Origin of the sequence: Streptomyces aureus (genome assembly GCF_001418135.1) — a bacterium.
GTDB lineage: Bacteria > Actinomycetota > Actinomycetes > Streptomycetales > Streptomycetaceae > Streptomyces > Streptomyces aureus_A.
On the sequence record NZ_LIPQ01000326.1, the window covers coordinates 1 to 3,608 of the forward strand.

Sequence of the window (3,608 nt, forward strand, 5' to 3'; positions counted from 1 at the left end):
GGCCGGTACTGAGATCAGTACCGGCCTCACCTGGTGTTACGGCTGTCGGGGTGGCGGGATTTGAACCCACGACCTCTTCGTCCCGAAGCAACTCGGGTCGGAGTTCTGCCTTGGGTCGGGGCGTCTCTCACCTGCGCTGATGGTCCGCTGACGTTCGCGCTCGTCCGCCGTTGTTCGTCGGCATTGTCACGCAGTTAGACACTCGCCGCTCAACGGTCCATCACACATAGGCCGTTGGCAGTGCGGGCCTCTTGTGGCTGCGGTACTACTCCTCTGCACCGTAGGTCGGACAAGTCGGGCTGGTAGGGGCGTCAGCCATGGCGTAGTGAGCAATCCCTGTGGAATACATGTTCTGGGCGTGCGCTCGGCATATGCCCGCCCCTTCAATGCGCCGAAACATCACGCACCGCCCTCCGCCTCCCTTCCCAGGCTTCCCGTAGAGCGCCAGGGTGGTCGGACCCAACGTTGGCTACCGGGCTCGCAAAGCCCTCACCACACAGGAGGTTTGTGATGGCGCTGACACAATGGTCGAAGGCAATGGAGTGGCTGGCAGTCGCCGCAGATGATCCACAAGCCTACGAGCGTGACTGCCGCCGCGGCGGTCCCGGCATCCATCTATTAGCTGCTGGACGCCTATGGGACGTGCTGATCGTTCCCGCATGCCTGGGGCTGCGCGCTGCGGACATCCTCGACGGCCTTCCTCGCGTCAGTTCCGGCCCTGTACTGCTGGACGGCAGGCGGCGTGAGGTCGGTTTCTTCCTGCCATCCGACCCTGGAGCCACCTGGGTCGGTGACGGTACCCGTTACCTCACGCAGGGAGGATGGATCGCCGCCCCTGCCCCCCACTGCCGTTGGGGAGACCTGCGATGGCTCGTACCGCCCGACGGAAGCGGCGCCCTGACCACACCCCACACCATGGAACTCGCCCTGCACCGGGCCACGCAGGAGCTAGCCCGCTGTCACGGCATCCCTACCCACACCAGCCTGTCCCCCCATCGACGTCCAGACGACACTTCCACCACGATCGACAGCACAGGCCGTCGGGGCCGGTGACGAGCGCAACCAGGACCGGCAGGCCGACTGCTTTCTGCGCCTTGAAGTACCTGTCTGGAGGACCCCGGATGCGGATACCTGCTGGCCTGCACGTTCGCTGACCTGCGAGCGAGCGGTGCCCGGACCCTCCTTCCCCGGGGTCCACTCCCCCTTCCTCCGGATCGGGGACGAAAGGGGCGCAGCGCCAGGTTGCTAGGAACGACACGCTCATAGGCCACAGCGAGACCGGTACCGACGCGGAGTGACCCCACCGGTCCCCGCCACATCGCGGCAGCAGCTGCTCACCGCCCGCCCCTTCCCGGTGGTGCGGTCGCCTCACGCTCCCGTCATCCGTGACGGCAGGGGTACGGCGCCCAGCCCTCCTCAAGTCCGACAGTCGGCCGGCCATGCGCAAGAGGCCACCCCTCCCTCGCCGCTAGCCGTCTTTTGGCCGCCCGTCTTGGCCGCAGTCGGCAGCGCTCGTGGCTACGCATGCCATGTGACGGTTGCCGTGTTTGAAGGCCTGCTTCAGCTGCCCATCAACCCAAGCTGTCAGGCGTGCGGACGGCGGCCGGGCTGGAGCGGGGCGCAGACAGGAGCGCAGGCCCGGGCGACGGGCCGCGCGCGCCGCGCCGTGCGCGGCGAGTGCCTTGATGAGGTAGAGAAACCTGTAACAGCTCCCCCGTTGATCCTCGGCTATGCCGTGGTGAGTGCGTCGGCGATGGCTTGCATGTCCTCGGTGATGACGTCGGCCTGCGCCTCGGTGAACTGGTCCACCTTGTGGGGCTTGTTGGCGTAGCCGATCACTGTGGCCCCGGCTGCGTGAGCCGCCTGGATGTCCGTGAGGGAGTCGCCGATCAGGGTGCAGCTTGTGACGTCGATGTGCATCTGCTCGGCTGCCGTGATGAGCGGGAAGGGATTCGGCTTCATCAGGTGCGGCTGCTCGGAGGGTCGACCCACGATCTTCGTGACGTACTCCGCCAAGCCGTGGAGCTCTAGGAAGACCCGTACGCACTCCGCAGAGTTGTTGCTCACCACCGCTACGCCTCGACCGGCCGTACGTGCTCCCTGGAGTGCTTCGACTGCTCCTGGGGTCGGCTGGCCTGCCACCGCAACGGCTCGGACCTCAGCGGCCGTGAGGGCCTGTTCGATCTTCTGGCCGAGTTCGGTCTCGGTCTCGTGCGCGATGCGCAGGACCTCGATGGGGTCGTCGGTCTGGGAGGCCTTCGTGCCCGCGGCTTCATCCTGAGCGGAGAGGAGAGCGGTCAGCTCTCGCGCGACCTCAAGCGCTGGTAGTCCCGCGAACACGTCGCACACGGGCCCGTCGAAGTCGAAGAGGATCACACGGGCGTTCGCCAGGGTCTCGGTGAGCGGGTCAGCGTGCGTCAAGGTCGAAGTCCCTTCCGATGGTCTCCCAGACACTGTCGAACCACATCAGGGCTTGTTGGACCTGCTGGGCCCCGCTTGAGGACTCACCCTCGTTGATCGAGTGGTGGAAGAGGACGGTATCGATGCCCATGAGGTCGTAGATCTCGATCGTCTCGCCCTGGGCGACGACCTTGTTGGGGTGGATCGGGTAGTACCCGAAGAACGCATCTTCGTTATTGATCACGTAGAGCTTGAAGAACTGTGTGCCGCTGTGGACGCGGACGCTGATCCGAGTCTCGGGGACGAGACCCAGGTGGCCCAGCTCTGTGATGGCATCCCGGATGCTGCGGGTGTAGCCGACCATGATGTCGTGCATGCGGTCCCGGAGCCGCTTGTCATCGGCGCCATCCTCCATGCGCACAGGCGCGGCCTGCGGCACGGACATGTCAGGGACGAGTATCCGCATGGTGATGCTCGACGGAGTGAGCCTGCCGATTCGGATCTTGTCGAGCGGCTCTCGAAGAGCACCATGCAGGGTCTCGCTGGAGAATCCAGCGAAGTCGATGGTGACGTGGTCCTTAGTGAAGGCCTGCTCCACGTAAGGCCTCAGCCCCGCCGGCCTTTCCGTCCGGTTGCGCACGTAGACACCGCTGCCCTTGCGGGAGACCACGAGCCCTTCGTCCTCGAGGTCCCGCAGAGCACGCTGGATCGTCGCCCGCGCGAAACCGTAAAGCTCCGTCAGTTCCTTGTGGGACGGGAGCTTCTCGCCGGGAGCCAACCGCCTCGTTCGGATGGCAGCGCCAAGGCTGCTTGCCACCTGCTCGTAGGGGGCGCGGTCGTCGTCTGGGTCGAGGGGCTCGGGGACAAAGGTCATGAGTCGATCGTAGGCGACCGGGCTAGGTCAGGACAGTCATGGCAGTCATGTTGTTGACATGTCTAGCCATCTCTTCTAGCTTCGAGATGTGACCAACCAGGTTAGACAAGTTGGTCATCTGGCCCCTCCCTGCATCTCGAAGGAGAAACTCATGCCGTCGTTCAAGATCGACACATCGACCGCTGTGGTGTTCGTGGCCACGGCCCCCGCGCCGAAGCTCGTGAGCAAGCAGACCGGTGAGCGCGCCATGGACCGGGAGACCGGTGCCGGGCTGTCCACGGTGGGCCTGCTGATCTCGGACGAGGGAGAGGGAAACCTCTACCAGGTGACCGTG

Annotated in this window: 2 protein-coding genes and 1 pseudogene; 1 reads left to right on the forward strand and 2 read right to left on the reverse strand. The window is 65.3% G+C overall.

Annotated elements, in window-relative coordinates; genetic code table 11:
* Positions 1-1,728: 1,728 nt before the first annotated feature.
* Positions 1,729-2,421, reverse strand: a complete 693-nt coding sequence (locus tag AOK00_RS25450) for an HAD family hydrolase (RefSeq protein WP_055602594.1) — start codon at positions 2,419-2,421, stop codon at positions 1,729-1,731.
* Positions 2,408-3,274 carry a GntR family transcriptional regulator gene (locus AOK00_RS25455; RefSeq protein ID WP_055602595.1) on the reverse strand — a complete coding sequence of 289 codons (867 nt, stop codon included), beginning with the start codon at positions 3,272-3,274 and terminating at the stop codon, positions 2,408-2,410. Before AOK00_RS25455 ends, AOK00_RS25450 begins: the two co-directional genes overlap by 14 nt.
* A 151-nt stretch (positions 3,275-3,425) precedes the next feature.
* Here AOK00_RS25455 and AOK00_RS25460 point away from each other — a divergent pair.
* Positions 3,426-3,608, forward strand: a pseudogene (locus tag AOK00_RS25460) (hypothetical protein); the annotation flags it as partial.